This window comes from Rhodococcus sp. 14-2470-1b (genome assembly GCF_002259415.1).
GTDB lineage: Bacteria > Actinomycetota > Actinomycetes > Mycobacteriales > Mycobacteriaceae > Rhodococcoides.
In genome coordinates this window covers 275,890-301,148 of record NZ_NPFY01000019.1, presented here as the reverse complement: position 1 = coordinate 301,148, position 25,259 = coordinate 275,890, and the positions used below count along the sequence as shown (strand labels likewise).

The 25,259-nt window shown below is 65.0% G+C and carries 27 protein-coding genes; 10 read left to right on the top strand and 17 right to left on the bottom strand.

Translation table 11 applies throughout. From position 1 onward, the window contains the following. Position 1: 1 nt before the first annotated feature. From CH293_RS15775 to CH293_RS15750, 6 genes are all read right to left on the bottom strand, one after another. Positions 2-1,099 (bottom strand): BMP family protein, encoded by a 1,098-nt coding sequence (locus CH293_RS15775; RefSeq protein ID WP_255122876.1) that lies wholly within the window; start codon positions 1,097-1,099, stop codon positions 2-4. 138 nt (positions 1,100-1,237) lie between these two features. After that, positions 1,238-2,680 carry a nucleobase:cation symporter-2 family protein gene (locus tag CH293_RS15770; RefSeq protein ID WP_094720738.1) on the bottom strand — a complete coding sequence of 481 codons (1,443 nt, stop codon included), beginning with the start codon at positions 2,678-2,680 and terminating at the stop codon, positions 1,238-1,240. A gap of 34 nt (positions 2,681-2,714) precedes the next feature. Beyond that, positions 2,715-3,212 carry a YbjN domain-containing protein gene (locus CH293_RS15765; RefSeq protein ID WP_037114124.1) on the bottom strand — a complete coding sequence of 166 codons (498 nt, stop codon included), beginning with the start codon at positions 3,210-3,212 and terminating at the stop codon, positions 2,715-2,717. Continuing rightward, the gene (mshA, locus tag CH293_RS15760) at positions 3,209-4,534 is read right to left on the bottom strand and encodes a D-inositol-3-phosphate glycosyltransferase (protein WP_037114380.1); all 1,326 of its coding nucleotides are present in this window, start codon (positions 4,532-4,534) and stop codon (positions 3,209-3,211) included. The genes CH293_RS15765 and mshA overlap by 4 nt, the downstream gene beginning before the upstream one ends. Positions 4,535-4,568: 34 nt before the next feature. Further along, positions 4,569-5,441: an alpha/beta fold hydrolase gene (locus CH293_RS15755; protein WP_037114123.1), complete on the bottom strand. Its 873-nt coding sequence runs from the start codon at positions 5,439-5,441 to the stop codon at positions 4,569-4,571. A 33-nt stretch (positions 5,442-5,474) separates the two neighbouring features. Next, a complete protein-coding gene (locus tag CH293_RS15750) occupies positions 5,475-6,716 on the bottom strand; it encodes an ROK family transcriptional regulator (RefSeq protein WP_255122875.1) in 1,242 nt (413 codons plus the stop codon). A gap of 373 nt (positions 6,717-7,089) precedes the next feature. Here CH293_RS15750 and CH293_RS15745 point away from each other — a divergent pair, with 373 nt between their 5' ends. Continuing rightward, positions 7,090-7,845, top strand: coding sequence for an SDR family NAD(P)-dependent oxidoreductase (locus CH293_RS15745; protein WP_037114121.1), 756 nt, complete (start codon positions 7,090-7,092; stop codon positions 7,843-7,845). Between the two features lie 61 nt (positions 7,846-7,906). Here CH293_RS15745 and CH293_RS15740 read toward each other — a convergent pair whose 3' ends face one another. From CH293_RS15740 to CH293_RS15730, 3 genes are all read right to left on the bottom strand, one after another. Then, positions 7,907-9,103, bottom strand: a complete 1,197-nt coding sequence (locus CH293_RS15740; protein ID WP_170945251.1) for an Ig-like domain-containing protein — start codon at positions 9,101-9,103, stop codon at positions 7,907-7,909. A gap of 138 nt (positions 9,104-9,241) precedes the next feature. Next, positions 9,242-10,792, bottom strand: a complete 1,551-nt coding sequence (locus CH293_RS15735; protein ID WP_037114119.1) for an MBL fold metallo-hydrolase — start codon at positions 10,790-10,792, stop codon at positions 9,242-9,244. A gap of 70 nt (positions 10,793-10,862) precedes the next feature. Further along, a complete protein-coding gene (locus tag CH293_RS15730) occupies positions 10,863-11,879 on the bottom strand; it encodes a UDP-N-acetylmuramate dehydrogenase (protein ID WP_037114117.1) in 1,017 nt (338 codons plus the stop codon). Positions 11,880-11,935: 56 nt separating this feature from the next. Between CH293_RS15730 and CH293_RS15725 the strand changes: the two genes are divergently transcribed. The 3 genes from CH293_RS15725 (at position 11,936) to CH293_RS15715 (ending at position 13,871) form a co-directional block, all read left to right on the top strand. After that, positions 11,936-12,442, top strand: coding sequence for a DUF2505 domain-containing protein (locus CH293_RS15725; protein ID WP_037114115.1), 507 nt, complete (start codon positions 11,936-11,938; stop codon positions 12,440-12,442). Between the two features lie 15 nt (positions 12,443-12,457). Further along, positions 12,458-12,961, top strand: coding sequence for a DUF2505 domain-containing protein (locus CH293_RS15720; protein WP_020112541.1), 504 nt, complete (start codon positions 12,458-12,460; stop codon positions 12,959-12,961). A 208-nt stretch (positions 12,962-13,169) separates the two neighbouring features. Beyond that, the gene (locus CH293_RS15715; RefSeq protein WP_094720737.1) at positions 13,170-13,871 is read left to right on the top strand and encodes a class I SAM-dependent methyltransferase; all 702 of its coding nucleotides are present in this window, start codon (positions 13,170-13,172) and stop codon (positions 13,869-13,871) included. Here the strand turns inward: CH293_RS15715 and CH293_RS15710 are convergent. Continuing rightward, positions 13,868-14,455, bottom strand: coding sequence for a type IV toxin-antitoxin system AbiEi family antitoxin (locus CH293_RS15710; protein WP_037114109.1), 588 nt, complete (start codon positions 14,453-14,455; stop codon positions 13,868-13,870). The two genes, CH293_RS15715 and CH293_RS15710, sit on opposite strands and share 4 nt — an antisense overlap. Before the next feature lie 132 nt (positions 14,456-14,587). Between CH293_RS15710 and CH293_RS15705 the strand changes: the two genes are divergently transcribed. Beyond that, positions 14,588-15,322: a DUF2993 domain-containing protein gene (locus tag CH293_RS15705; RefSeq protein WP_037114106.1), complete on the top strand. Its 735-nt coding sequence runs from the start codon at positions 14,588-14,590 to the stop codon at positions 15,320-15,322. Between the two features lie 32 nt (positions 15,323-15,354). On the opposite strand, the gene deoC is transcribed toward CH293_RS15705, so the two are convergent. After that, on the bottom strand, positions 15,355-16,017 hold the full coding sequence (deoC, locus tag CH293_RS15700) for a deoxyribose-phosphate aldolase (protein ID WP_094720787.1): 663 nt from the start codon (positions 16,015-16,017) through the stop codon (positions 15,355-15,357). Between the two features lie 45 nt (positions 16,018-16,062). Here deoC and CH293_RS15695 point away from each other — a divergent pair, with 45 nt between their 5' ends. Together CH293_RS15695 and purU are read left to right on the top strand one after the other, a co-directional pair. Further along, positions 16,063-16,893 (top strand): class I SAM-dependent methyltransferase, encoded by an 831-nt coding sequence (locus CH293_RS15695; protein ID WP_094720736.1) that lies wholly within the window; start codon positions 16,063-16,065, stop codon positions 16,891-16,893. Between the two features lie 12 nt (positions 16,894-16,905). Continuing rightward, positions 16,906-17,793: a formyltetrahydrofolate deformylase gene (gene purU, locus CH293_RS15690; protein WP_094720735.1), complete on the top strand. Its 888-nt coding sequence runs from the start codon at positions 16,906-16,908 to the stop codon at positions 17,791-17,793. A 13-nt stretch (positions 17,794-17,806) separates the two neighbouring features. On the opposite strand, the gene CH293_RS15685 is transcribed toward purU, so the two are convergent. From CH293_RS15685 to CH293_RS15660, 6 genes are all read right to left on the bottom strand, one after another. After that, a complete protein-coding gene (locus tag CH293_RS15685; protein WP_037114100.1) occupies positions 17,807-18,832 on the bottom strand; it encodes an alpha/beta fold hydrolase in 1,026 nt (341 codons plus the stop codon). Position 18,833: 1 nt separating this feature from the next. Further along, positions 18,834-19,613, bottom strand: a complete 780-nt coding sequence (locus tag CH293_RS15680) for a MerR family transcriptional regulator (protein WP_094720734.1) — start codon at positions 19,611-19,613, stop codon at positions 18,834-18,836. A 45-nt stretch (positions 19,614-19,658) separates the two neighbouring features. Continuing rightward, positions 19,659-19,961, bottom strand: coding sequence for a DUF2516 family protein (locus CH293_RS15675; protein ID WP_037114096.1), 303 nt, complete (start codon positions 19,959-19,961; stop codon positions 19,659-19,661). A gap of 70 nt (positions 19,962-20,031) precedes the next feature. After that, positions 20,032-20,829 (bottom strand): heparin-binding hemagglutinin, encoded by a 798-nt coding sequence (locus CH293_RS15670; protein ID WP_094720733.1) that lies wholly within the window; start codon positions 20,827-20,829, stop codon positions 20,032-20,034. Beyond that, a complete protein-coding gene (locus tag CH293_RS15665; protein WP_037114091.1) occupies positions 20,822-21,352 on the bottom strand; it encodes a helix-turn-helix domain-containing protein in 531 nt (176 codons plus the stop codon). Before CH293_RS15665 ends, CH293_RS15670 begins: the two co-directional genes overlap by 8 nt. Before the next feature lie 98 nt (positions 21,353-21,450). After that, positions 21,451-22,704 carry a DUF445 domain-containing protein gene (locus CH293_RS15660; RefSeq protein ID WP_170945259.1) on the bottom strand — a complete coding sequence of 418 codons (1,254 nt, stop codon included), beginning with the start codon at positions 22,702-22,704 and terminating at the stop codon, positions 21,451-21,453. A 127-nt stretch (positions 22,705-22,831) separates the two neighbouring features. Here CH293_RS15660 and CH293_RS15655 point away from each other — a divergent pair, with 127 nt between their 5' ends. From CH293_RS15655 to CH293_RS15645, 3 genes are read left to right on the top strand one after another with little or no spacing between them, the layout of a single operon-like run. Beyond that, positions 22,832-23,608 (top strand): TetR/AcrR family transcriptional regulator, encoded by a 777-nt coding sequence (locus tag CH293_RS15655; RefSeq protein WP_037114089.1) that lies wholly within the window; start codon positions 22,832-22,834, stop codon positions 23,606-23,608. Positions 23,609-23,637: 29 nt separating this feature from the next. Continuing rightward, a complete protein-coding gene (locus CH293_RS15650; protein WP_176460025.1) occupies positions 23,638-24,195 on the top strand; it encodes a type 1 glutamine amidotransferase domain-containing protein in 558 nt (185 codons plus the stop codon). 8 nt (positions 24,196-24,203) lie between these two features. Beyond that, positions 24,204-25,181 carry an iron-siderophore ABC transporter substrate-binding protein gene (locus tag CH293_RS15645; RefSeq protein WP_037114086.1) on the top strand — a complete coding sequence of 326 codons (978 nt, stop codon included), beginning with the start codon at positions 24,204-24,206 and terminating at the stop codon, positions 25,179-25,181. The last annotated feature ends 78 nt before the right edge of the window (positions 25,182-25,259 follow it).

Below are 25,259 nucleotides of genomic sequence, written 5' to 3'. Positions count from 1 at the left end.
GTCACTTGGGCGAGGACGGGGACTCGACGGTGATGGAGCCGTCGGTGATGCCTGCCTTGATGGTGTCGAGTTCGCCCTGCAGTGCCGGGTCGACCTGTGACTCGAAGTCGTGGAACGGCGCGATGCCGACACCGTCGTTCTCGAGCGTGCCGACGTAGGGTGCGTTGTCGAACGATCCGTCACCCGAGGAGGCGACGATTTCGTCGACGCTGGTCTGCAGGCCCTTGGTGACCGACGTGAGGAGCAGGTCACCGACGGACGGGTCGGACACGTAGACGTCCGCGTCGGCCCCGATCAGAGCGATGGGACGCGAGGAGTCACGGATGGCCTGTGCCGCGCTCTGGTAGATCGGTCCGCCCACGGGGAAGATGACGTCCGCGTTCTGGTCGATGAGGCCCTGTGCGGTGTTCTTGGCGACGGCATTGGCTTCGAAACCGCCGGTGAACGAGCCGTTCTGGGCCGGGACGTCCCAGCCGATGACGCGAACGTTGCCGTTCTTCTGCTCGTTGAAGTAGTTGACGCCGTCGGCGAATCCGTCCATGAAGATGGTGACGGTGGGCAGCTGCGAGCCACCGAAGGTACCGACGACACCGGTCTTGGAGAAGCTCGCAGCGGCGTAGCCGGCGAGGAATCCGCCCTGGGCCGCGTCGTAGGTCAGCGGTTTGACGTTCGGCAGGTCGATGCTGGAATCGTCGATGATCGCGAAGTCGATGTCGGTGTTCGCTTCGGCGGCGGACTTGGTGGCGTCGGCGAGGTCGAATCCGACGGTCAGGATCAGCGAACATCCCTGGTCGATCAGGTTGTTGAGGTTGGGGTTGTAGTCCGTCGGCGACGCCGATTCGACGGTGATGGGCTCGACACCGAGCTCTTCGGAGGCGTTGGTCAAGCCCTCGAAGCTGAGCTGGTTGAACGACTTGTCGTCGAAGCCACCTGCGTCGGACACCATGCAGGGCTTGAAGTCGCCCGCGGCCGTGCCACCGGAATCCGATCCACTGTCCTCGGGGGCGGAGCCACATCCAGCGACGAGTGCGACCGCACCGAGCGACGCGACTCCCCCGAATACCAGTCTGCGGGTGTGTGAGCGGGGAACGACGGTCAAAACTTCCTCCAGTGTTCGGTGCAGCACGGTGGCGCTGCTGCGTGTTCGCGGGTCTCGTGAACACGCGATCGGTGTGTGGCTAGTTTGTCTGATTGCGGACGCTACTACTCGCCCGGGTTACCCGCATGATTTCGCGCCTTACGTCTCCGGGTCCCGCGGGTTCGGTTTTCTGCCGTCGACGCTGCTCCCGTCACGGTCTCTCGGGACGTCGGCTTCGTCGTCGCGCACCATGACGGCGGGGCCCGCAGCGACGATCGAGGGGTCCTCGGGCTTCCCGGGTCTGAATACGTTGAAGAAGAGATTGAGTATCACCGCGACAATGCTCGCGGCGCTGATGCCGGAGTGGAACACAGTGGCGAACCAGTCCGGGAACTCGTCCCAGAAATCGCTCGCCACAACGGGAATCAGTCCGAACGCCAGCGTCACCGCGACGATGACGAGATTGTTGTTGTTGTCGTAGTTCACCTTGCCGAGGGTGCGAACACCGCTCGCCGCGACGGTACCGAACAGCGCGATGCCCGCGCCGCCGAGAACGGGAAGTGGAATCACGCCGACGATCGCGGCCAGAATCGGCGAAAGCCCCAGCACCGCAAGCACTCCACCGCCCACCGCGACGACGAATCGACTCTTCACTCCGGACATCGCGACGAGGCCGACGTTCTGTGCGAACGCGGTGGCGGGGAACGAGTTGAAGACCGGGGCGATCGCCGAGGACAGCATGTCCGCCCGCAGACCGTCGCCGACGCGCCGGGTGTCGACGTCGGTGCCCACGACCTCGCCGACGGCGAGGATGTCGGCGGTGGTCTCCACCATGATCACGAGGATCACGATGGTCATCGAGATGATCGCGCCGACGGCGAAGATGGGGCTGCCGAACGCGAACGGCGTCGGCAATGCCACGATGTCCGCGTCGCCGACACCGTCGAAATCCGCTTTCCCGAAGGCGAACGCGGCGATCGTGCCCACGAGAAGTCCGAGCAGAATCGACAGTCGCGACACCGTGGGGGTCTTCGTCAGGATCAGCACCACGAGCAGAGTGAACATCGCCAGTCCGATGTTGCCGACGTCGAGGTACTCCGGATTCGGTACGCCGCCGACCATTTCCTGGCCGGTGATCCATCGGGCCGCGACGGGCATCAGCGAGAGGCCGATGACCGTGATGATCGATCCGGTCACGATGGGCGGAAAGAACCTCACCACTTTGGAGAAGAAGGGTGCGACGGCGAGGCCGATCAGAGCGGCGACGATCACCGAGCCCAGGACGGTTCGCAGGCCTGCCTCGCCGCTCTCCGCGCCGACGATGATGGTCAGCATCGTGGAGACGGCGGCGAACGAAATGCCCTGCACGAGCGGCAGTTGCGAACCGAAGAACGGCACACCGACCGTTTGCAGAACGGTCGCGATACCGCTGACGAACAGAGCGCAGGAGATGAGCAACGCCTGGTCGGAGCCGGAGAGACCCGCCGCACCACCGACGATGATCGGCACTGCGATGACGCCGCCGAACATCGAGAGAATGTGTTGCATGCCGTACCCGAACATCTGGAGTACCGGCGGCGTGGCGTCCTCTGGCCTGGTCATGTAACGGAGCGTACGAACGCTCCGTTACGTCCGATCAAGTATCGAGTTTCGGCGGTGTAACCAGGTGCTCGAAGGCCTTCAGGTTCGCCAACGACTCGCCCCTGGACACACGCCAGGCCCACTCGCGTTTGATGGATTCGGCGAAGCCCAGTTCGAGCAGGACATTGAAATCTCCGTCGGCGGCTTCGAGCACCTGGCCGAGTATCCGGTCGATTTCCTCGCCCGTCACAGCATGAGTCGACAACCGACCGACGAGGTAGATGTCCCCTACCTTGTCGAGCGTGTAGTGCACTCCGTAGAGCCGTCGATTTCGCCGCAGCAGGTATTTGTAGACACCCTCGAAGTTCTCGTCCGGTTTGCGGCAGACGAACGCCTCTATCCGCACGCCGTGGTGCCCGACAGTGAGGATCGTGGTCGTCTTCAGCTTCCGCTCACCGGGCAGCTCGACGACGAACGCGTTGTCCCCCTTGCGTTGGTACTCGAGCTCGCGCTCGCTCAGTACCGAATCGATCAGCTCGATCAGCTCGCTCATGCCGTTGCCCCCGCCCTTCGTAGCTTCGACAGTCCGCGTACGCGCCGCGGCGAGAACTCGCTCGGGGCCTCGTGACGGTCGAAGTGGAATTGTGCTGCACGATAACTGTCCAGCAGGCCTTCCGCGGTGTGTTCCCACGAGAAGTTCGCGGCGTGGTCCGGTGCCGCCGATGCCATGCGCGCCAAGCCATCTCGGTCTGCGAGCATCGCGCCGAGAGCTCGCGCCCACTCCGCGGTTCGGTGCCCTTGCACGAGCACACCCGTCTCCCCGGACCTGACGGCGACCCCGAGCCCGCCGACGTCCGCTGCGATCACCGGGGTTCCGCTGGCTTGAGCTTCGATCGCGACGAGTCCGAACGATTCGTTGTAGCTCGGCACGGCCACGACGTCGGCAGCACGGTAGACCTGGACGAGTTTCTCGGACGGCTGCGGCGGCAGGAACGTCACTCTCGCCGAAATCCCCAGTTCTGCCGCAAGTTCGATCAAACTGTCGGGACGGTCCAGTCCGCTGCCGGACGGCCCGCCGACCACGAGTACCCGGAGCGGTAGGCTCGGTCGAGAGGCCAGCAGTTCCGCTGCCGCGCGCAGCAAGACGTCCGGGGCCTTGAGCGGCTGGATTCGGCCGACGAAGGCGACCACGGTTTCCGACGGATCGATACCGAACTGTGCTCGCGCAGCGGCTTTGTCACCGGGTCGGTACCGGCCGAGGTCCGCGCCGGGCGCGACGACGTCGATCGACCGAGGCGACGCGTGGTAGATCTCGATCAGCTGCTTCGCTTCTTCACCGGTGTTGGCGATCAGCCTGTCCGCCTCGGCGACCACCTGTTGCTCGCCGATCTGCCGCGCGGCCGGTTCCGGAGAATCCCCCGCTGCCAACGACGCGTTCTTGACGGCGGCGAGAGTATGTGCCGTGTGGACCAGCGGCACACCCCAGCGATCGCGGGCCAGCCAGCCGACCTGGCCGGACAACCAGTAGTGCGAGTGGACCAGATCGTAGTAGCCGGCGTCGTGCCGCGCCTCTTCACGAAGGACGCCTGCCGCGAATGCGCACAGCTGCGTCGGGAGATCCTGTTTGTCGAGTCCCTCGAACGGCCCTGCCACGATGTTGCGCACCAGAACACCCGGTGCCGCCTCCTCGAGTGGCTTGTCCGCCGACGACGTCGCACGCGTGAAGATCTCTACCTCGACGCCCCGTTTCGCCAGCTCCTTGGCACTCTGCAGCACGTAGACGTTCATCCCGCCCGCATCCCCCATGCCCGGCTGCGCCAACGGCGAGGTATGCAACGACAACACTGCAACCCGATTCAACTGGCGACCACTCACCACACCAGTTTGCACTCTCCCGCGCCGCGTTCGTTCACAGACCCTGAACGAAGGCCGTCACCTCGGCCAGAAACCGGTCGGGATCGGCGACGAACGGGCCGTGGTCGACACCCTCCCAGAAGGACGCGGTCGCCGCCGGAATCAGCGACGCAGCATGCTCACCAGCGGAGACGTCGACGACGGTGTCCGCGGTGCCGTGCAGGACCAGTGCGGGTACGTCGAGGCCTGCGAGCAGGTCGTCGTGCGAGACAGTCCGATCGAACAGCGCCGCTCTCACTCGGGGCGGCGTCGACAGCGTTGCACCGAACAGGGCCTGAGCCTGCTCACCTTTGCCCGCGGTCGGCCCCTTCAGGGCTTCGCCCTCGATCGGTCCTGTGAGTGCGTGACCGAAGCTACCGAGCGCCTTGATGGCCGTCCGCGGCTCCTCCGACATCGCGTCCGGGATTGCCGCGCGCATCGCGCTGCCGACTCGACCACCGGCCTCCCCCCTGCCGATGCTGGTGATCGCGCCGACGAGCACGATGCCCGCGACCGTGCCCGTCCCGTGTGCGGCCAGATAGTCGCAGAGCACCAGGCCGCCGTAGGACCAGCCGAGCAGAACCGCATCCTGATCGATTCCCTCGGCGATCAGCACTGCGTGCACGTCTGCCGCCCAGTTGGCCGATTCGCCGTACCCCGTGCTCGGAGCGTCCGAGTAACCGTGGCCCCGCAGGTCCACCGCGATCACCCGGAACGACTCCGCCAGCGTCGTCAGCACCCGGTCCCCCCAGCACGCGGACGACTGCGCCCACCCGTGCAGCAGGACGAGCGGGCGGTGCGACTCGTCGCCGCTCACTCGATAGACGATGTTCGTGCCGGCCGTGGTGGTGTCGATTCGGCTCGTGGCTTGGCGTACCGATCCAGTCATGCCCTCATCATGCCCGGCCGCGCGCAGCGCGAGTTACGCGGCAGCCCGGCGCATCGACGCGAGCGGATCGGAGTAGACCGAGCTGAGGGACACCACGGCCGCTGCGAACTCCTGCACCCTGTTTCCGAAGCCGGAGATTCGAATGTCCTTGCGCGGCAGCGTCGACGTCTGGCCGAATGCCTCGGCGACGTACGGAATACCCGCGGCGTACTGGGTGAAAGCCTGTCCGCCGAGGACCACCCGATCGGGGTTGAACAGATCCCGCAGAAGTCCGACCGTCCGACCGAGCACCTTCGCACGTTCGACGAGGATCTGCTGCGCCGCCGCCGATCCGTCGTGGGCGGCCTGGTACAGCGCGGCGACGCCTGAGCCTGCCGCGAGAACTCCACGCTCGACGGCGATGGCCAGCACCGCGCGGTCGCTCACGGTCGCTTCGAGGCATCCGCGGTTTCCGCACTGGCACAGTACGTTCGAACCGGTGGGCAAATGAGCGATGGAACCCGGACCGGTGGAGGGCGTGTGCACCCGGCCGTCGATCGTCAACGCGATCCCCGCGGTCTCGCGTGCGTAGAAGTACAGGCTGGTGCCGGCAGTCGAGTTGTCGACACGTGCCGGCGTCAAGAGCAGTTCGGAGCCCGCCATCGCCTCGACGTGACCGGACACGGAGACGGGCAACCCCAGGCCGCCGCCGACGATCGCGCCGACCTGAGCGCTCTCCCAGCCGAGACGCGGATGGTCCACCGTGCCCGACGCACCGTCGACTCGACCACCGAGGGCGACACCCACCCAGAGAGGCGTTCGACGGTGCCAGCGCGCCGCGAAAGCGCCTGCGCTGCGGGTGATCACGGACAACGCTTCGGAGGCGGGACCGCCCGGCGTCGGGATCTCGACGGCGCCCAGGATGCGACCGCGCAGGTCGCTGACGACGATTCCGGTGACGATGGCACCAACGTGGATTCCGATGGTGGCGTAGGGCTCGTGGTTTACCTCGAACGGCACGCGGGGCCGGCCGATCGCACCGGAGGCCGTCAGATCGGCACGTTCGCGCAGCAACCCGGCACTCAGCAGGGCGGAGACCTGACGGTTGACCGTCGCGATACTCAATCCTGTTGCACGAGCGGCAATGTCGCGGGAGAGCGGCCCGTCGGCGGAGGCTACGCGGAGCACCGACGCGGCGGGACTGTCGGCGACGCGAAGGTCGGGCGCTACGACCTGAACTCGACCCCGTCCCGCTGCACGGGACACGGAGGTGGGTCGTGAACCACGAAGGTTCACGGTGGTGGAATTTACCGGCAAAGTTGCAAGTGACACTGTGGTTCGTCCTCGGCAGTAGACCCACACGAAGCGTGGGTGACACAGGTGCTGGAGAAGGAGAAAGTCGAGCGAACGAAGCCTGCAGAACGGCCGATACGGCCGGAAATCGACGAGCGATCTCGAGAAAGCTACAGGCCTAGAAGCTGCGACAACACAGTTCACGAGGGAGCGGCAGCCGGGAACCCAGAGCAGCGGTCACGTACGTGACGCGCAGTGCAGGAGTGTGGCTGGCGGACATGAACGCAAAAGTAGCACTTCCCCGCCCGATCACCAATACGGGGAAGATTTCCGCTGCCCTCCGCCCGTGGCAGGACCGGAGTCTAGAATTTCTGCCATGACATTGTCCGAACAAATTCCGTCCGACGCCCGCATCGCCGTAGTCACCGGCGCAAGTTCCGGCATCGGTGAGGCAACCGCACGCCAACTCGCCGAGCAGGGCTACCACGTCGTCGTCGGTGCGCGACGCGTCGACCGGCTCGAGAAGCTGGCATCCGAAATCGGCGGAACCGCACTGCAACTCGATGTCACCGACGAAGATTCGGTAGCTGCATTCACCGCTGTGATCCCTCGTGCGCACGTGTTGATCAACAACGCGGGCGGCGCCAAGGGACTTGCACCCGTCATCGATGCCGATCTGGACGACTGGCGCTGGATGTGGGAGACGAACGTGCTCGGCACTCTGCGTATCACCAAGGCATTGCTACCGAAACTCATCGAGTCCGGCGACGGACTTGTGGTCACCATCACGTCGGTGGCCGCCTTCGAGGCGTACGACAACGGCTCGGGATACACCTCCGCCAAGCATGCACAGGCCGTCCTGCATCGCACGCTGCGCGGCGAGCTGCTGGGGCAGCCGGTTCGGCTCACGGAAATCGCGCCGGGAGCCGTGGAAACCGAATTCTCGCTCGTCCGTTTCGACGGAGACGAGGACAAGGCCGACGCCGTCTACCAGGGCATCACGCCGCTCGTCGCCAAGGACATCGCCGAGATCATCGGGTTCGTGGCATCACGACCGTCGCACGTGAACCTCGATCAGATCATCATCAAGCCGCGTGACCAGGCCGGTCCAGGCCGCTTCAGCAGAAAATAAGAACTCTGTGCGAGTGGAAATGTAGGCACTGGCCTACATTTCCATTCACACAAGATGCGCCTCACAGCGCGGACATCGACTCCCACGTCGGCCAGTCGATCGCCCAGTCGTAGAGGTCACCGTCGGCGGCCGACAGATCGATGGACGTACCCGTCACCTCTACCGGATCGCCGTACATGGCGATACCGAAATACTGCTCCGCATCCGACGTCGACAGGTTGATACAGCCGTTGGTGACGTTGGACGCCCCCTGCACACCCGTCGTCTCCGGGTTGGCGTGGATGAACTCACCGTTGTTGGAGATCCGCACGGCCCATCGTTCGCGCACGTTCTCGTAGAACGGCGGGTTCGACATCAGGAAGTCCTCGTGCTTCTCGGTCACCACGTGCACTCCGCTGCGCGTGACGTTGCGCGCTTCGTTTCCCTCGCCGTAGCTGACGGGAATGTCCATGATGGTTTGCCCGTCGCGCACGACCTGCATGCGGTGGCTCGTCGCCTCCGCCTTGACGATCTGGCTACGACCGATGGTGAAGTCGAGTGTCACGTCGTCGGCGCCGTACGCACCGCCGCCGTAGTCGACCCCGTACAGGTTCGCTTTCACCGACACCGTCGTGCCGGGAGCCCAGTAGTCGGTGGGGCGCCAGTGGACGCGTGAGCCGTTGTCGTCGGGGAACCACGCCCACGCGCCCGGCGTCGGCGGGTTGGTCGTCACCGTCAACGCCTTCTCGACGGCGGCCTTGTCCTCGATCGAGGAGTCGAACTGCAGGATGATCGGGGCCGCGATCCCCACTTCCTGGCCGTCGCCGATGTTGGTGCTCACCGACGTGCGACTGTCCGGCGTGACCGTCGTGAAGCTGCCCTCGACGGGTACGGACTTGCCGTCGCTTCCGACGGCGTTGCCCGCCCAGGTGTACGAGACGCCGTAGCCCAGCGGCTCCGTGACGGAGTACGACGCTTTGTCCGGCGCCAGCGCGCCTTGGACGACCTTGCCCTCGGGGTTGGTGAGAGTGACGTCGGCCAGGGTCCCGTTCTTCACTGCCACGGAGATCGGCGCGACGGGGCTGACGTCCTCGGCTCCGTCGGCGGGGTTCTGCGTCACTTGGGCGACGGGAGCTGCTTCGGTGGTCGGCTCGGACCCCCCGGAGGAACCATCGGTGCCACCGATGGTGCAGCCCGCGACGAGCGCCGCGAACGCCACGATCGCTGTGACCAGCCACAACAACCGCGTCCGTTTTGTCTGTTCTACCTGCTCATACACGTATTCCAACGTACTCGCGGCGAATCGATGGACCACCATCGAAAGCCGGGGTGCGCGAAGATTCACACCGAATACTCAAGGGAATTCGGACAATCCGTGCACCTGGACAAATCCGTGCACCTCGACAATCCGTGCACCTCAGAGCTTCGTCGACCTGAGTTCGTGCCCCTTGGACGTGAGGCACCGGCCGGTATCGAGGTTCCAGTCCCAGCCGTGCAGGTTGCAGGTCAGCTTGTTGCCCTCGACGATGCCGAACTTCGACAGGTCCGCTTTCAGGTGCGGACAGCGACGCTGGATCTCGTATCCATCCTTGACGATGGTGGCGGTGTCGTCGTGCGCTTCGGCGAACCAACCGTCGGCGTAGGCGATGCGCTCGTCGGTGAGGCACTTGAAGAACGTGTAGAGGAACTCGTTGTATCCGCCGACGCGTCGGGCGCGGAACCTGGTGGACAGGAAGATCGAGTTGACCCAGTCCGGTTCCTTGTCGCGCACGGCCGTCCGCACGAGCTGCGGTGAGATCGTGAAGCTGTACCGGAACCGCTCCTTGAGCAGAGGCTCACGCACGATGCGCTTGGGGAAATCGAGTACGACGGTTTCCGCGCCGAGCATCAGGGCCACCGGGTACCCGATGCCGTCGCAGATCTGGTCCGTTTGAATCATGATGGGCTCGAACAGCTCTCGCAGTGGCTCGAGCAGTGGCTCGCCCTCGGCCGGTGCCCACGCTGCCTTCTCCGCGGCGATGACGCCTGCCTGACGCTGCGCGAAGTCCTCGATGTACTGGGCCTTGCCGGTGGTGAAGATGGCTTCGGCTTCTTCGGTGGGAATCGGGTGCTCGTGCGAGACGAGCTCGCTGCCCGAGAACGTCGACGTGGTGCCGGGGATCTGCAGCAGGCCCTTGTCGTGGCCGTTGCGGCGCATCTGATCGAGGAACACCATCTGATCCGGGAAGATGTTCGACGGGTCCTCGTACACGTCGTTGAGGAAGCGGAGCTCGTCGTCGAGGAAACACGGCGGGCCTGCCGACGGAATGACCCAGGTCGCGCCGATCTGCTCGATGTACTGGCGAGCACGATCCATCTGACGCTGACGCTTCTGCTCACCGAACGACTTCTTGGCGCGCTCGACCATGTCGTAGACCATCGGGTACCAGATCGCGCCCGAGTACTGCAGCATGTGCACGTCGACGTGCCCGAATTCCTCCGTCAACACGTCGAGGTCGACGGGCCGGGCGTCGTTCATGTTGAACGCGACGGTCTCTCCGTCGGAGACGACCAGGCCGGAGTCACCGATCGGGCCGTCGGCGGGTGCGCGCAGGGCGATGATCATGATGTCGAGATCGCCCTTGGGGCCGGAAATGCGGTGCTTGACCGAGTCGGTCGTCTCGAAGAACTTGTGGAAGCCGAGCTTCTCGAGCTCGTGCTTGAGGTCCGGCACGGGGTAGTCCGGCAGCAGAACGGTGGTGTTCTTGTCCACGTGCTCGGCGAGGTTCTTGGGGTCGAAGTGGTCCTTGTGCAGGTGCGAGACGTAGAGGTAATCGCACTTGCCGAGCTCGTCCCAGTCCAACTGCGTGTTGTCCGGGAACGGGAACCACGACGTGAAGTAGGCAGGATTGACCCACGGGTCGCACAGGATGGTGCCTGCATCGGTCCGAATGTGGAACCCCGCGTGCCCGACGCTTGTGACCTGCAACGAACTACTCCTTAACTTGCTACGAAGAATCAATGGTAGGCGCTGCTACCGACTCGATGCTGCTACCGAGTCAACTCAAGGAGCAGCCGACGAGATCGCACTCCGGCACCAAGGTGATGCCGAACTCGGCTTCCACTCCGTCACGGATGTGCGACGCCAACGCCATGACGTCCGACGTCCTCGCCCCGCCGCGGTTGGTGACGGCCAGCACGTGCTTGGTGGACAGCGACACTGTTCCGTTGCCGAACTCCGTGCCGTAGCCGTGGGCGAAGCCGGCGTTCTGGATCAACCAGGCGGCATGGATCTTGATGCCCGACGGGTCCGGATACTGCGGCGCCCTCGATGCCGACGCGGGAATCTCCGTCAGCACCGGGTTCAGGAAGAACGAGCCGACGCTCCACGTGTCGTGGTCCTCCGCGTCGAGCACCATTCCCTTCTGGCCGCGCAGATCGAGTACTGCTTCTCTCACCTCGAGCGCAGGGACCGTGTCACCGATGTCGACGCCGAGCCGGTCGGCGAGACCGGCGTAGCGGACAGGATCGGAGGACGCGGACCGTCGCAGGCCCATCGTCGTGTCGAGAATGACGTATCGCATCGAATGCTTGAACACCGACTGACGGTGCAATCCGAAGCCGCAGCGGTCCGGCGACCAGACGGCGGTCTCGCCTGTCTCGCGGTCGTACACCGTCAGCGATTCCAGCACGTCGGACGTGACCGTGCCGTACGCACCGACGTTCTGCACCGGCGTCGCACCGGCCAACCCAGGGATGCCGGACAGGGTTTCGATCCCGGCAAGACCCTCGTCCAACGACGCGGCGACGACGGAGTCCCACCGCTCACCGGCAGCGACCCACATGGAATCACCGTCGACGCGCACTCCCGACGTTTCGACCTTGATCACCAGACCGTCGAAACCCTGGTCCCCGACGACGAGGTTCGATCCGCCACCGACCAACAGCACCGGGGTTCCCGACGCATCGGCGTCACGCACGAGAGAGACGAGCTCGTCGGACGTCGTCGCGACGGCGAACTCGCGAGCCGGGCCACCGAGTCGCATGGTGGTGAGCTCGGAAATTGCGGTAGGCACGGGAGTCCAGGGTACCGGTCGACGCGGATGTCAGGAGCCACCGGTACCCTCCGCCTATGCCTCGCCCCATCGCGCACAGCGCGCCCGTTCCCGCACCCGTCGACAAGGTGCACGCCGCGCTCGTGTCCGAGCAGTACTGGAAGGACCGCATCGAGCAGATCGGCGGCCCGGGCGCACAGTTGGTGAGCGTCACCGCGATCAACGGAACCATCAGCGTCGTCATCACGCAGTCGGTTCCCGAGGAGGAACTGCCCGCTGCAGTCACTGCGTTCAAGAAGGGCCCGCTGATCATCGAGCGCACCGAGTCGTGGGGTCCTCTCGGCGGCGGACGCGCCGAGGGCAAGTTCGGAGCCACCGTCGACGGCGCTCCGGCAACCATTTCCGGCACCACGCTCCTCGAAGGCGACGACACGTCGTCGACGATGTCGCTGTCCGGAACCACCGAGGTCAAGATCCCTCTCTTCGGGAGCAAGATCGAAGCGATGATCAGCGAACAGGTACTGGGGCTCATCGACAACGAGCACGACTTCACGGGCAACTGGATCGCAGAAAACCTCGGATAGGTACCCTCTCCGGTTATGGCGCGCCGAATGAACTACTCAGCCCGGTTCACCTACTCCACCGAGCAGGTGTACGCGGCGTTGTCGAGCCGCGATCACTGGGACGCTCGCATCGAGGAGATGAAGAAGTACTCCCACAACGAGCTGAAGAGCTTCGAGGTCTCCGACGCAGGCATCGACGTCGTGATGCACCACATCATTCCCAGGACCGAACTGCCGGACATCGCGCAGACGGTCATGAAGAAGGACATGGTCATCACCCGCAACGTGCACTTCGACCCCTACTCGGACACCACCGAAGGCAAATACGACGCCTCCATCCCCGCCGGCCCCGGCAGCCTCAAAGGCGTCACCTCCCTCTTCTCCACCGACACGGGCTCGACGCTGCGAACCTCCTCCGAGGCCAAGGTGTTCCTTCCCTTCGTCGGCGGAAAACTGGAACAGCTCATGCTCGTCAACCTCCGAGACCTCTGGCGCGGCGAAGGCGAAGTCACCGCCGACTGGCTTGCCCAGAACAACTAGAGGCTCCACTCCTGGTCAACCGGGTCGTTCCGCAGGCTCCACTCCTGGCCAACCGGGTCGTTCGGCAGGCTCCACTCCTGGTCAACCGGGTCGTTCCGCAGGCTCCACTCCTGGCAACCTGGGTCGTTCCGCAGGCTCCACTCCTGAAGGCACCATTACTCGCGGCACCACCGGCATCAACCGCCTCCGCCGCAGTGATCGGTGGCTGATGCACGACCCACTCGTACGCCGTGTGCTGACCGATGCACCCGATCCCCTGGTCGTAGACCTCGGGTACGGCGCACGGCCGGACACGACGCTCGAGCTTGCTCGCCGGCTTCGTACCGTTCGGCCGGACCTGCGGGTCACCGGCCTCGAGATCGATCCTGCGCGAGTCGTCGAATCACAGGAGAACGTCACGTTCGCGCGCGGCGGCTTCGAGCTCGCCGGCCTGCGACCGAACCTGGTGCGCGCGTTCAACGTGCTGCGCCAGTACCCCGAGGACGCTGTTCCCGACGCCTGGGCCCGCATCCTGTCCAGGCTCGAACCCGGCGGGCTCCTGGTCGACGGGACGTGCGACGAACTCGGCCGCCGGTGCGCGTGGGTGCTCGTCGGCCAGCAGGGTCCGATCTCGTTGACGTTGGCGTGGGATCCGTTCACCGTCGCGACGCCGTCGGACATCGCGGAGCGTCTGCCGAAGGCGTTGATTCACCGCAATGTGCCGGGTGAACGCATTCATGCGGTGCTGCGGGCCGCGGACAGGGCGTGGTCGACGGCGGCGCCGCTGGCACCGTTCGGCCCACGAGTGCGATGGCGGGCGGCCTTGGATCAGTTGGTCGCCGAGGGTCTTCCCACCACGGCGCCGCGGCGCAGGCTACGCGACAACATCCTGACCGTTCCCTGGGATGCTGTGGCGCCCGCCGAGACCTAGGTGCAGGACGAGAGGGCGAGCTCGACGCGTTCGGCCACTCGTTCCGGTCCGCCGACGGCTTCGTCGTACAGGGTTCCCGGGTCGACGCGGCCGATGGCGACGGCGTCGCCCACCACTTCGTCGAGGGTGATCTGGGAGATTCCTCCGGCGGCGAGGTCGAGGACAGTTCGAACCGGGGTGGTCATCCGGAACGTGCCGGTGGACTCGAAGTCCTTCGGAGACAGCTGCAGTCGGTGTACTGCGAGGCGCGTGTCGGTCAGACGCAGGTTGGTGTAGGCGGAGACGTGCACGAACTGCGGGTGCAGGTGCCCGAATCCGTGTAGCTCGGCGGCGCTTTGGTGAGAGATCACAGCGTCACCACCGAACCAGGCGCACCACATGGCGAACTGTTCGAGGTCGCTGTGCGGCCAGTCGGTCAGCCGGCACAGGTTTCGCTCCACTTTGGTCCAGTCGCCGACGGCGATGTTGGCGACCACTGCAGGGGCCTCGAAGCCCAGAGCCTCGGCCTGCTCGATGGTGAAGTATCCGTCTTGGCGTGCTGCCAGACGACGCAGTTCGACGGTGCTCGGCCGTAACGTGCTCATGCGCCCCAGCGTACGACAATCTGTGTTGCACATCACAAAGAATCGGCACTACTTCCGTGTCGATCAATCTTTCCCACGCTTGTATCCGTAATTCACAGAGGACTTTCAGAATCATCGGGAAGACTGCGGCGAATGACACGAAGCAAAGCTCCCATGATCGCGGTGCTCGTCGTACTCGTTCTCGTCGCGGCGTTGCTCGGCGGGGAACTGTATTTCCGGCAGCAGATCAAGTCGTGCCTCGCCGGCCAACTGGAGTCCGAGATCGGTAGCCAGGTGGACGTCGGTCTCGGATGGAAGCCGATTCTCGTCTCGCTCGTCGACAAGCAGGTTTCTTCGGTCACGCTCGATTCGAACGATGCCCGCTTCGGCCCCGCCGAGGGCATGACCGTCCACGCCGAGGTGGAGGACGTCGACCTCGCGCAGACCGCGGACAGCAACGGGACCATCGGCAGCTCCAGCGCGGACATCTCGTGGTCGACCGACGGGATCGCCCGCACCCTGCAGTCCCAGGGCATCGGTGCCCTCGTCTCGGGTGTCACGTCGGACGCCGCGGCGGGCACGCTGTCCTTCGCCGTGGGCGGCCTCGCGCAGTTGACGGTGAAGCCCACCGTCACCGGTGACCGCGTCGACGTCCAGACCGTCGACGCATCGATCCTCGGCCTCGGCATCCCGACCGATCTCGTCGACAGCATCGTCGGGGTCCTCTCCGACAGCCTCCAGCAGTACCCGCTGGACATGACGCCGACGTCGTTGACCGTCACCGACAGCGGCATCGCACTGAACCTGCAGGGCGGGCAGTACTCGATTCCCGCCGCCCAACAGGGTCAGACAGTCGAGGCCCCCGAAGGCTGCGGAATGCTCGCTTAGCGGAAACTGGCCCCTACACACCTGCTACCTGGTCATTCCGCAGGCTCCACTCCTGCCAGAACGGCGCGCGTACCCGAGAGACCCAATCGGGTTGCGCCCGCGTCGATCATCGCCAGGGCGGCGTCCGTCGTACGGATGCCGCCGCTGGCCTTGACGCCGAGTCGTCCGCCGACGGTCTCCGCCATCAACCGCACTGCTTCGACGCTGGCGCCGCCTGCCGGATGGAAGCCGGTGGAGGTCTTGACGAAGTTCGCTCCGGCTTTCTCCGCGACGCGGCAGGTTTCGACGATCGCGTCGTCGGACAGGGCTGCCGATTCGATGATCACCTTGAGCACAGCCGTCGGTCCGATCGCTTCGCGGACAGTCAGGATGTCCGACAGAACAGCGTTGTAGTCACCGGCGACAGCCGCTCCGACGTCGATGACCATGTCGATTTCCTGCGCACCTTGGTCGACGGCGAGCCGCGCTTCCGCTCCCTTGACGAGCGAATGATGTTTGCCCGATGGAAATCCCGCGACTGCGGCGACGACGAGTCCGTCGGCCTCGATCGGCAGCATCGAGGGCGACACACACACTGCGAGGACACCGAGTTCGAGCCCTTCGGCGATGAGTGCGGTCACGTCCTCGGGCGTGGCTTCGGGCTTGAGCAGGGTGTGGTCGACCATCCGGGCGAGGGCTCCGCGTGAAAGAGACATGAGACCACCCAACCACAGCCCCTGAGCGACATAAACTCATCGGTCATGAACGTTGCAGGCACTTTCAATTCCACGAGTTCCGATTTCGACTCCGTCACCCCGCTCGTCTGGGGTCCGGCGGGCCAGTCGTTGGCGTTCGCGCTCGGACTGACGGCCGGGGAGTCGGTGCTCGACGTCTGCGCGGGTACGGGCGCGTCGGCGCTGCCGGCAGCGCAGGCAGTGGGTCCGGACGGCATCGTCCACGCCATCGATCTCGCCGACGACCTCCTCGAGATCGGGCGAGTGAAGGCCACGGCGGTCGCGCTGCGCAACATCGACTTCGTGTGCGCCGACGCCACCGTGTGGGAGACACCGAGTTCCGTTCCGGACGGGTACGACGCGTTGTCCTGTTCCTACGGCATCTTCTTTCTTCCGGACATGGACATCTCCTTCGCGCGGTTGGTTCGCTTGGTTCGACCTGGCGGCCGTGTCGGCGTCACCGTGTGGCGCAAGGGAGCAGTGGAGGCGTTCGGTAACGCGTTCTTCGACGTCGTTGCCCGCTACGCGCCGGACGTCGCGCACAACGGTCCTCGGTCGAGGAGCAACTACGACACCAACCCCATCCGACGGGTGGAGACAGCGGACTCCTTGGCCGACTGGCTGCAGTCCGAGGGGTGCAGTGACGTACAGGTTCAGGAACTGTCCAGTCACGTTCCCGCCACCGAGGAGTTCGTGTGGAACTTCGTGTTGGGCAGCGGCTTTCGTGGTGCGTTGAGCAACTTCGACGAGTCCACCACACTCGCGATCCGACGAGAGTTCGGCGAGCTGCTGACCGAGCGCGGTATCGATTTCGTCGACGCCACCACACTGGTCGCAACCGGCGTCAGGGCCGCCTGAGAGAATCGAGGCATGAGTTCCGCTGCTGTAGCCGACGACCGTCGCTACGTTCTGTCCCTCGGGTGCCCCGACACCACCGGCATCGTTGCCAGGATTTCCACGTTCCTCGCGGACGTCGGCGGCTGGATCGTCGAAGCCGCGTATCACGCCGATCCGGACACGGGCTGGTTCTTCACGCGCCAGGCCGTCCGAGCGTCGTCGGTGAACATGAGCATCGAGGATCTGCGCGCACGATTCCAGGAAGTCGCCGACGACATCGGCCCCGAGACGGAGTGGACGCTCCAGGATTCCGGCGAGCGTAAGCGCGTCGTACTTCTCGTCAGCAAGGAAGCGCATTGCCTGCACGATCTGCTGGGCCGCGCGGCGGGAGGCGAGCTACCTGCCGAGATCTCGGCCGTGATCGGTAATCACAAGTCACTGGAACCGGTGGCGAAAGCGCACGGGATCACGTTCCACCACGTCGAGTTCGCGAAGGACCCGGCCGAACGCGGCCCGGCGTTCGATCGGGTTCGCGAACTGGTCGATTCCTACGATCCCCACGCCGTCGTTCTCGCGCGGTTCATGCAGGTGCTGCCGGAGGAGCTGTGCGAGCACTGGGCGGGCCGTGCGCTGAACATCCACCACAGCTTCCTGCCGTCGTTCGTCGGCGCACGGCCGTACCACCAGGCGTTCGCCCGTGGCGTGAAGCTGATCGGGGCGACGTGCCATTACGTGACGGCCGAGTTGGACGCCGGCCCGATCATCGAACAGGACGTCATCCGCGTCGACCACTCCGACGAGGTCACCGACATGGTGCGTCAGGGCCGCGACATCGAGAAGCTCGTTCTCTCCCGTGGCCTCCGGTGGCATCTGGAGGACCGTGTCCTGGTGCACGGCCGCAAGACAGTGGTCTTCAGCTAGCTCTACGCGGGCGTCACAAGTTGCGTAGGCGCGCCACTTCGGCGTTGAACTCGTCGATGGCCTCGACCGAACTCATGTGGCCGATGCCGGGGATTTCGACGAGGGCGCTGAGGTGGTCGTGGGCCTCGAGTGCTTCGGCCAGTTTGCGCGCGTGCACGGGAGGAGTGAGGCGATCCGCGGTTCCCACGAGCACGGTCGTCGGCACGTTGAGGTTCTTCAGCGCCTCGTGGATGTCGAGATCGGTCAGTGCAGCGCCCCAGATTCCGCGAGTTCGCGGCGCACACTCGAGCACGATCTTCTCGCAGAACGCGACCTCGGCAGGCGTCGATCCCGGCGCCATCGACACGTACTTGATGGCGTGGCGGGTGACCGACGACGGTCGTAGCGGGACCGCGGATTTGAGGACCACCCGCCCGACGGGCACGGGCACGCGCGGGAATCGCTGAGGGAGCGGGATCACCGTGGTCTCACGGACCAGGCTGTCGGTGGCGGTCGAGGCGAGCAGGACTGCGCTCACCAGACGGTCGACCTGCTCGGGGTACCGTCCCGCCCAGGCCATGACCGACATTCCGCCCATGCTGTGGCCGACCAGTACTGCTTTGTCGGATTCGTCGACGGTTGCGGCGAGAACGTCCGCGAGGTCGTCGGCGAGAACGTCGGGGCCGAGCGGCCTGGTGCCGACGTCGCTGCGTCCGTGGCCACGCTGGTCGTAGACGATGACTTTGTAGTTGTCCGCGAAGGCGTTGATCTGCGGTGTCCAGTAGTCCACCGAGCACGTCCAACCGTGGCTGAACACGATCGGCTGTGCGTCGGGGTCACCGTAGATCTGCACGTGCAGTTGCGCGCCGTCGTCGGTGACGACGGGGACGGTACGAGGAACGTGTGTCGGACGGTGCAGCAGTTCGTCGGGTCGACTGTCCGCCGCACGAACGAAGCTGTTCGCGTGGCGGTTCCTACGGACGAGGGCGCCGATGCCGGCCACTGCCGCGAGACCTCCGACTCCGAGAATCGCTGCCTCGACTGCCTTGCGTGTAACCACTTCAAGCCTCCCCTGTCTGCGACAGCGCGCCGCCTTCCGACGCAGTACCGCCTGCCGCGCTGAACTGCGCGACTATCTCTTCCATCGTCAACGTGATTCGGTGTTCCATTGCTTCCCTGAACAACGCCCCGACCACGCGATGCGTCAACGGTCGAAGCCTGTCGATCAGCGTTGCCAGTTGCCCTACGGTCAGCGCGTCGGTGTCGAACGGATCCTTGCCCTCGCCGACGAATTTGTCTGTGATCAACGACACAAACCTTGCGGCGACATCGTCGAGGTCCTTCTGCACCGCTTCGGTCTCGTCGAGGATCCGACCGACCGAGGTTCCCGCATCGTGGAGCAGTGTCGCGGCGTCGAGCAGATCCGGCTGGTCGACGCGGTAGCCGTCCGAGCTTTCGGCCAATACGCCCAGGGCAACTCCCCGGTCGAGCTCGCCGTCGGTGATGCCCCGGGCAAATCTTCGTGTGATGTCCTCGCGGCTCAGATGTGTCGATTCCCGTTGCCGGCGAGCGGTGTCGTCGATGTCGTCGGTGGTCAGAACATCCTCGATACGGAGCCCCGATTGCGCTGCGATCAGCAGTTCACTGATGGTCGCAAATGTGTAGCCGCGGTCCAGCATCCGACTGATCAGCTCCAGCCGAGCAAGGTGGGACTCGCTGTACCAGCCGGTTCGTCCTTCTTTTCGCGGCGGCGGAAGCAGTCCGCGGTCCTGGTAGACACGGACGTTACGAACGCTCACCCCTGCGCGACGCGCCAGATCGTCGACCCGGTACTCCATCATCCCTAGAAGATAGGCCCACGCCTCGCGGGATCGACGAGCGAGGATCTACCAGCGCGAGCCGCCGCGCTGAATGCTGTCGACCTTCGGTCGGACGTCGACCAGGTAGACGCAGACCGCGACGATGCCGATCAGCCCGATGAAGTTGATTCCGAACGCGAAGATGACCAACAACGCAACAACGAGGATTCCCAGCCACACGGGCTTGGTCAGCTTGTCCACCGCGGTGAAAGCGTCAGGCCGCTGCCTTACTGCGTGGAACACCGCGTAGGCGGCGCCCGCCAGCGCGATGAAGCGCAGGACGAGAAGGATCAGTCCGGTGAGGCTGTCTACGGCTGGCACATGGCCCATACTAACCACTCGAACTGGGCAATTCGACCCCTGCACCGTTCGGTGCAGGGGTCGAATACCGTTCGGACGCTCAGCTGGTGGTCTTCTTGGCCGGAGCCTTCTTGGCCGGTGCCTTCTTCGCTGCGGTTGCCGGCGTCGCCTTCTTGGCGGGCGCGGCCTTCTTGATCGGGGCGCCCGACGTGCCACGAGTCTTGGACTCGACCTTGCCTGCCACACCGCTCACCTTCTGCGATGCATCGGTTGCGGCTTCCTTGGCGCCTTCGCCTGCCTCGTCGATGCCCTCGGCCAGTTCCTCGGCCGAATCGGAGATGTCGTCGGCGGTGTCCCGGACCTTGTCCGACGCGATGCCTGCGAGTGCGGCAGCGCGCTCACCGACGGCGCGGGTTTGCGATGCGACGGTGCCGAGCGCCTGCTCGGTCAGGTCGACGACGTCGTTGGCGGCGGAATTGGCGCGCTCGAGTCCTTCTTCGACGGCAGGGGTGCGGCGAATCCGCTCGACGGTCTCTTCGCCGCGCTCGGCGAGCGAGGTGTAGAGATCGGACGCGACCTTCAGGTACGCCTCGGCGACCTTGCGCAGCTCTTCCGGGGTGAAACGCTCACGGAGATCGGCGATTTCGTCGGGCAGCTCGGCGGGGAGGTTCGCCAGGCGCTCACGGAGGGACTCGACTCCCTCGGTGACGTCCTCGGACAGGTCTGCGATCCGTGCCCGTGCCGTGTCGACGCGATCGGTGACCTCGCTGCCGCGAGTCTCCGCGCGGCTGCGTACCTGGGATACGACGTCGGCGACGGCCTGAACGACGGCATCGCCTGCGCCGACTGCGGCGTAGAGGGGGGTCTTGACGTTGTCGAAGTTCTTGGGATCAGTCATGGGAAGACTCCTGTAAGGGTGTTTCGGTGTCGGTTGTCGGATCTGGTCCGGCTGCGCTCTTCTGGTCGTTCTCTCGGCGGAAGGAGTCGTAGATCTCGATCAGCACGTGTTTCTGCCGTTCGGTGATCTCCGTGTCGCCGAGCAACGCGTCCCGGACTGGACCGTGTGGTCGTTCTTCCAAGAACCCGGCCCGTACGTACAAAGCTTCCGATGACACACGCAGACCCTTGGCGATCTGCGTGAGCACCTCGGCGGACGGCTTGCGCAACCCGCGCTCGATCTGGCTGAGATACGGATTGCTCACCCCCGCCCTCGACGCGAGTTGCCGCATGGATACCTGGGCTGCCTCGCGTTGGCTACGGATGTAACTACCGATGTCCGACGCCGCGGTTGTGACGACGCTTGCGACGAGGTCGCTCGCTTCGGCCACGACGTCCGTCGCCTCGGACACCTTCGCGACTATCCCCTGGTTGTCGATCTGACTGTCGATCGGATCTTCACTGCTGGGGGTCATGGTCACCACTCGATTCGTGTGTCTCGAACTTGTGGTCTTCGGTGTACTCGTCCGAGGCTACCCAAGGGTGCTAACTATTGCAAGCACTTTGCTAGCAGCGGTTTCCGTCAGCCGAACAGCAGGTGCGACAACGTGTAGATGACCAGGCCCGCAATGGACCCGACCACGGTGCCGTTGATCCGAATGAACTGCAGATCGCGACCGACCTGTAGTTCGATCTTGCGGCTCGCCTCGTCGGCGTCCCATCGTGCGACGGTGTCGGTGATGATCGTCGTGATCTCGTCCGCGTAGTTCGATGCCACGTACCGGGCCCCGCCGAGCAGCCATCCGTCGACTTTGGCTCGCAGTTCCTCGTCGTCCCGGATTCTGGCGCCCCAGCTCGCGACGTTCTCGCTGACCTTGCGTCGCAGTGTGCTCGACGGGTCGTCGACGGATTCGGTGATGAGCCGCTTGGCCACCTTCCACGTTGCCGCGGCGAGCCCGGTGATCTCCTCGCGGCCCATGATCTGCGCTTTGAGTGACTCCGCCTTCTCGATGGTCGCGGGGTCGTTCTGCAGATCGTGGGCATAGTCGACGAGGAACTTGTTGGCGGCGAGGCGCAGCTCGTGCTGCGGGTTCGACCGAACTTTCCAGGTGAACTCGACGAGTTCCTTGTAGATCTTCTCGCCGAGCAGGGCGTCGACGAACTTCGGCGACCATGTCGGTGAGTCACGGGACACGACGCGCTCGATGGTCTCCTCGCTACCGAGGGCCCACTGGTGTGCGCGCTCGGCCAACATGTCGATGAGCGGTAGCTGGCGGTTCTCCTTGATCAGCTCGTCGAGAACTCGTCCGATCGGCGGGCCCCACTGCGGATCGCCGAGGCGTTTGACGATGGTGCTGTCGATGATCTGCGTGATGTCCTCGTCCTTGAGGACTTCGACAGCACCGTGCAGGACGGTCGCGGATTCTGCTGCGACGCGTTCGGCATTGCGGGGCTCGGCCAGCCACGTTCCGAGCCGCAGCGGGATCTGGGCGGACCGTACTTTCTCCGACACGACGTCGGGCGCGAGGAAGTTGTTCCCCACGAACGACCCTAGCGAGGACCCGAGCTGATCCTTCTTCTTCCTGATGATCGCGGTGTGCGGGATCGGAATGCCGAGCGGATGCTTGAACAACGCAGTCACCGCGAACCAGTCCGCGAGCGCACCGACCATGCCTGCCTCGGACGCGGCGCGCACGTACCCGACCCACTCCCCCGCACCGCGGGATTCCTGCCAACGGCAGATCAGATAGACCACGGTCGCGAACGCCAGGAATCCGGTCGCTACGACCTTCATCTTGCGCAGATCACGACGTTTGGTCACGTCGTCCATATTCATCAGTTCCACAGCGCCATTGTGCCCGCGCACCGGCGCGGCAAACGTGAGCCGCACCATGGCATACCTCTGTCGGCACGGACGCCTAAGCTGATCTTCATACGAAGGCGATGGGATACGGCGGGCACACGTGGCGAGAAACGCAACATCAGCGGACAAAGAAGATACCGAAGCAGCAGCCAAGGACACAGCAACCGGCAAGACCGAGGCCACCAAGGCGGAGAAACCGGACGGCCGCAAGCGGCGCTGGCGCGACCACAAGATCGCACGCCGGGAAGAGTTGGTCGACGGCACCCTCGCTGCGATCCGTCTGCGTGGGCGCGAGATCGGAATGGACGAGATTGCGTCGGAGATCGGTATCTCGAAGACCGTGCTGTACCGGTACTTCACCGACAAGGCGGACCTGACCAACGCGACGATGACGCGGTACGTGGAGACGACGCTTGCGCCGAGGATCTATTTCGCGATCTCGGAGGAATTGGACGAGTACCACCTCACCCGGGCGGTCATCGCCGCGTACGTGGAGACGGTTGCCACCGATCCCGAGGTCTACCTGTACGTGATGGCGAACAACGCGGGCAGTAACCGAGACGTCGTCGCCGAGTCGGAGCGCATGATCGCCGAGCTGTTGGCGACGGTTCTGGGCGAGCGTCTACGCCAGCGCGAAATGGATTCCGGCGGTTCGGTGCCGTTCGCGTTCGCAATCGTCGGGGCCGTGCAACTCGCCACCCACTGGTGGATTTCGAACAAGTCGATGTCGATGGAAGACCTCATCGACTACCTCAGCATGATGACGTGGGGCGGAATCCACGGCGTCGCGATGGCGGACGGTTCTCCCTCGAAGTTCAACGCACAGCCGCATCCTCTCGTCACCCCGAAGGACCAGGAGGACCAGCGCTCGGTTTGAAACGCTGATTCCGCGGTCACCCTGGCACCATGAGCCCTTCGTTGACAGGACGCACGGTGGCCATTCTCGCTACCGACGGCGTCGAAGAAGTAGAACTGGTCCAACCCCGCGATGCGGTCCGATCCGCCGGTGGCACAACGACATTGATCTCGCTGACTCATGGGGACATTCAGGCGATGACCGGTGACGTCGACGCCTCCAACACCTTCGAGGTCGACGCAGTCGTCGCCGACGTGTCTCCCGAGGATTTCGACGCGTTGATCCTGCCCGGCGGGACCACCAACCCGGACAAGTTGAGGACCGACTCCGACGCGGTGGAGTTCGTCCGCCGATTCGTGTCCTCGGGCAAACCCGTTGCCGTCATCTGCCACGGTCCGTGGACCCTCGCGGAGGCCGACGTTCTTCGGGGCCGCACCTTGACGTCGTTCCCGAGTATCCGCACCGATCTTCGGAATGCGGGCGCGACCGTCGTGGACGAGGAAGTCGTGGTCGACGGAAATCTGATCTCGAGCCGTAACCCGGATGATCTCCCCGCCTTCTGTGCTGCTCTGGTGGAACAGTTCTCGAAATCGGAGACCGTAGGTTAGCGTTGCCTATGCGCACATCCCGCCTTGCTCTACTCGCCCCCGCGGTCGCCGCGGTCGCGGCCCTCACGATGACCGCCTGCAGTAGTTCCGACTCGTCGGGCACGGACGCCGAAGGTGCCACCGTCTCCACCATCTTCGGTGACGTCACCGTGCCCGAGAACCCACAACGTGTGGTGGCCCTCGGTTGGTCCGACGCCGAGACCGCGCTCGCTCTCGGAGTGCAGCCCGTGGGAGCCAGTGACTGGCTCGCGGTCGGCGGCGACGGCCTCGGCCCGTGGGTCGAGGAGTCCTACGACACTCCACCCACGATCCTGGGCACCTACGAGGTGGACGTCGAGTCCGTGGCCGCACTCGACCCCGACCTCATTCTGTGGACTCGGAGCACCAACGATCAAGCCACGTACGACAAGTTGTCCGAGCTCGCGCCGACCGTCGGGGCACCCGCCGGCACCGAGATCGCGTACGGCACCACGTGGGACGGTCAGACCGAACTGGTCGCCGAGGCCCTCGGCAAGGAAGCAGAAGGCCAGGCGCTCATCGACGAGACCAACGCCGCCTTCGACGCCGCAACGTCGGCCAACCCAGAGTTCGACGGCAAGAACGTCGTCGTCGGCACGCTGTACAGCGGGCAGTTGGGTGCCTACGTCGACGGAGACACTCGCGTCGAGTTCATGAAGCGGCTCGGCTTCGTCAACAAGCCGGAGATCCAGGCCCAGGCGTCGGACGGGAAGTTCGCCATCGACCTGTCCGCCGAGAACGCAGCACAGCTCGACGCGGACCTGACGGTGATGTTCCCCATCGGCGAGACCGCCGACGCCATCGCGAACGACCCGTCGATCCAGGGTCTGCCTGTCGCCCGCGACGGCCGTCTGGTGATCCTCGGTGACCTCGACCTCAGCAACGCCTTCTCGGCCGCATCCGTTGCAGGTACTCGGTACGCGCTCGAGAATGCTGTGCCGCTGTTCGCAGCTCCACTGAAGGGCTGACGAACGACGCTCCCGCGGCCTCGCCCCACGACAGTGGAGCGGGGCCGCTCGTCGTTGTCATCGAAACCACTTTGGTTC

Excerpts from the sequence above, each read along its gene's own strand:
- CH293_RS15770 (WP_094720738.1), bottom strand. The coding sequence starts at position 2,680 with ATGACCAGGCCAGAGGACGCCACGCCGCCGGTACTCCAGATGTTCGGG.
- CH293_RS15765 (WP_037114124.1), bottom strand. The coding sequence starts at position 3,212 with ATGAGCGAGCTGATCGAGCTGATCGATTCGGTACTGAGCGAGCGCGAG.
- CH293_RS15755 (WP_037114123.1), bottom strand. The coding sequence starts at position 5,441 with ATGACTGGATCGGTACGCCAAGCCACGAGCCGAATCGACACCACCACG.
- CH293_RS15745 (WP_037114121.1), top strand. The coding sequence starts at position 7,090 with ATGACATTGTCCGAACAAATTCCGTCCGACGCCCGCATCGCCGTAGTC.
- CH293_RS15725 (WP_037114115.1), top strand. The coding sequence starts at position 11,936 with ATGCCTCGCCCCATCGCGCACAGCGCGCCCGTTCCCGCACCCGTCGAC.
- CH293_RS15720 (WP_020112541.1), top strand. The coding sequence starts at position 12,458 with ATGGCGCGCCGAATGAACTACTCAGCCCGGTTCACCTACTCCACCGAG.
- CH293_RS15715 (WP_094720737.1), top strand. The coding sequence starts at position 13,170 with ATGCACGACCCACTCGTACGCCGTGTGCTGACCGATGCACCCGATCCC.
- CH293_RS15710 (WP_037114109.1), bottom strand. The coding sequence starts at position 14,455 with ATGAGCACGTTACGGCCGAGCACCGTCGAACTGCGTCGTCTGGCAGCA.
- CH293_RS15705 (WP_037114106.1), top strand. The coding sequence starts at position 14,588 with ATGACACGAAGCAAAGCTCCCATGATCGCGGTGCTCGTCGTACTCGTT.
- deoC (WP_094720787.1), bottom strand. The coding sequence starts at position 16,017 with ATGTCTCTTTCACGCGGAGCCCTCGCCCGGATGGTCGACCACACCCTG.
- CH293_RS15695 (WP_094720736.1), top strand. The coding sequence starts at position 16,063 with ATGAACGTTGCAGGCACTTTCAATTCCACGAGTTCCGATTTCGACTCC.
- purU (WP_094720735.1), top strand. The coding sequence starts at position 16,906 with ATGAGTTCCGCTGCTGTAGCCGACGACCGTCGCTACGTTCTGTCCCTC.
- CH293_RS15680 (WP_094720734.1), bottom strand. The coding sequence starts at position 19,613 with ATGATGGAGTACCGGGTCGACGATCTGGCGCGTCGCGCAGGGGTGAGC.
- CH293_RS15675 (WP_037114096.1), bottom strand. The coding sequence starts at position 19,961 with ATGGGCCATGTGCCAGCCGTAGACAGCCTCACCGGACTGATCCTTCTC.
- CH293_RS15670 (WP_094720733.1), bottom strand. The coding sequence starts at position 20,829 with ATGACTGATCCCAAGAACTTCGACAACGTCAAGACCCCCCTCTACGCC.
- CH293_RS15660 (WP_170945259.1), bottom strand. The coding sequence starts at position 22,704 with ATGAATATGGACGACGTGACCAAACGTCGTGATCTGCGCAAGATGAAG.
- CH293_RS15650 (WP_176460025.1), top strand. The coding sequence starts at position 23,638 with ATGAGCCCTTCGTTGACAGGACGCACGGTGGCCATTCTCGCTACCGAC.
- CH293_RS15645 (WP_037114086.1), top strand. The coding sequence starts at position 24,204 with ATGCGCACATCCCGCCTTGCTCTACTCGCCCCCGCGGTCGCCGCGGTC.